We start from the raw sequence: 1,130 nt of genomic DNA on the forward strand, positions 1-1,130 counted from the left end.
CATGTGCTCGACGCTGCCCATGCCGTCGAAATCATGAACGCCGGCTGCCAGGGCATGCACGATCGCGGAGACGGCGCATACCTCGTTGATGGTCTTTGTGACGAAGGTCGCCGTATTCTTTGCACGGCCGTCGATGATACGCACGCCCATCTGCCTGATTTCGGTCTCGCCTGGGTGTTGGTAGCAGCTGAAGATCGAAGTGCAGAATCGATCGTCGAAGCGCTCAAGGCCGGTCGCTTCTATTCAACAGAAGGACCGGAAATCAAGTCGATGGCGCTCGAGGACAATGTCTTATCGATCGAAACCACCGCTGCGCGCGAGATTCTCATCAATGGTCAGGGCTACGCCAACGCCTTCCGCTGCGGCGAATCGATCACCCGAACGACAATTGATCTTTCGTCACTCCGAGCCAAGAGCCCGTGGTTCCGCATGATCATTATTGGCACCGACGGCCGCCGTGCATGGTCGAACCCCATGTGGTTCGATGCACTCGAATAGGAGAAGAGTGCTCATGTGCAATCGGCTGCTACTTCCTCCGATTGAAATCGAATTCTCACTTGAGTCCGTAATTCCCTCGGTCGTAGTGCTCGCAGCTCTGAGAGCGGCAGCGAGGTTCTTCGGCCTAATCTAAAGCCGTTCCCTCATACCTTCGGGCGATGCAATCCTGAATTTCTGTGTTGGCATGCACCTGTTTGCATCCGCCCGTTGGCGTCGCTCTTCTTTCCTTATCTCATTTAATCGTTTAGTTCGTGCAGTTACGAAGGTGCAAACTGCAAATTCACAGTTGCTCTTTCGGCGAGAGATGCCGAAAGTTGATGCCAGCCGTGTGCGCTTGCGTCTTTTTGATGTGTTTGTTCACCCAGCCAGAATGATCCTCGAGGAATTTTTCAACCAAAGTAAGATCATCCAACGATAGGTCAGAATTTCGCTTAGCCTGCACTATCTGCGTTTTCTCTACGACGGAAAGCGCCCGGTCGTAGGAAGTCTGGCTGAATGCAGGTTCTATACGCTTATTTGTTGTTGTCATTTTTGCATTCCCGCTAAATCGCATTGATTTTCTTGAATTTTAGAATACTCGAGAGAGATAGTCGTCGACTTCATTTGGAGTTAGTCGACTGCAAGAACGAGCT

General features: G+C 51.7%; 2 protein-coding genes. One reads left to right on the forward strand and one right to left on the reverse strand.

Annotation, left to right across the window (positions count from 1 at the left end):
- Positions 1 to 498: CehA/McbA family metallohydrolase domain-containing protein (locus H6A60_RS11585; RefSeq protein ID WP_500691538.1), on the forward strand; the 498-nt coding region annotated here is incomplete at its 5' end.
- A 280-nt stretch (positions 499 to 778) separates the two neighbouring features.
- Here H6A60_RS11585 and H6A60_RS11590 read toward each other — a convergent pair.
- Positions 779 to 1,027 (reverse strand): hypothetical protein, encoded by a 249-nt coding sequence (locus tag H6A60_RS11590; RefSeq protein ID WP_205104769.1) that lies wholly within the window; start codon positions 1,025 to 1,027, stop codon positions 779 to 781.
- Between the last annotated feature and the right edge of the window lie 103 nt (positions 1,028 to 1,130).

This window comes from Sutterella massiliensis (assembly GCF_016899755.1).
GTDB classification, from domain to species: Bacteria; Pseudomonadota; Gammaproteobacteria; order Burkholderiales; family Burkholderiaceae_F; genus Sutterella; species Sutterella massiliensis.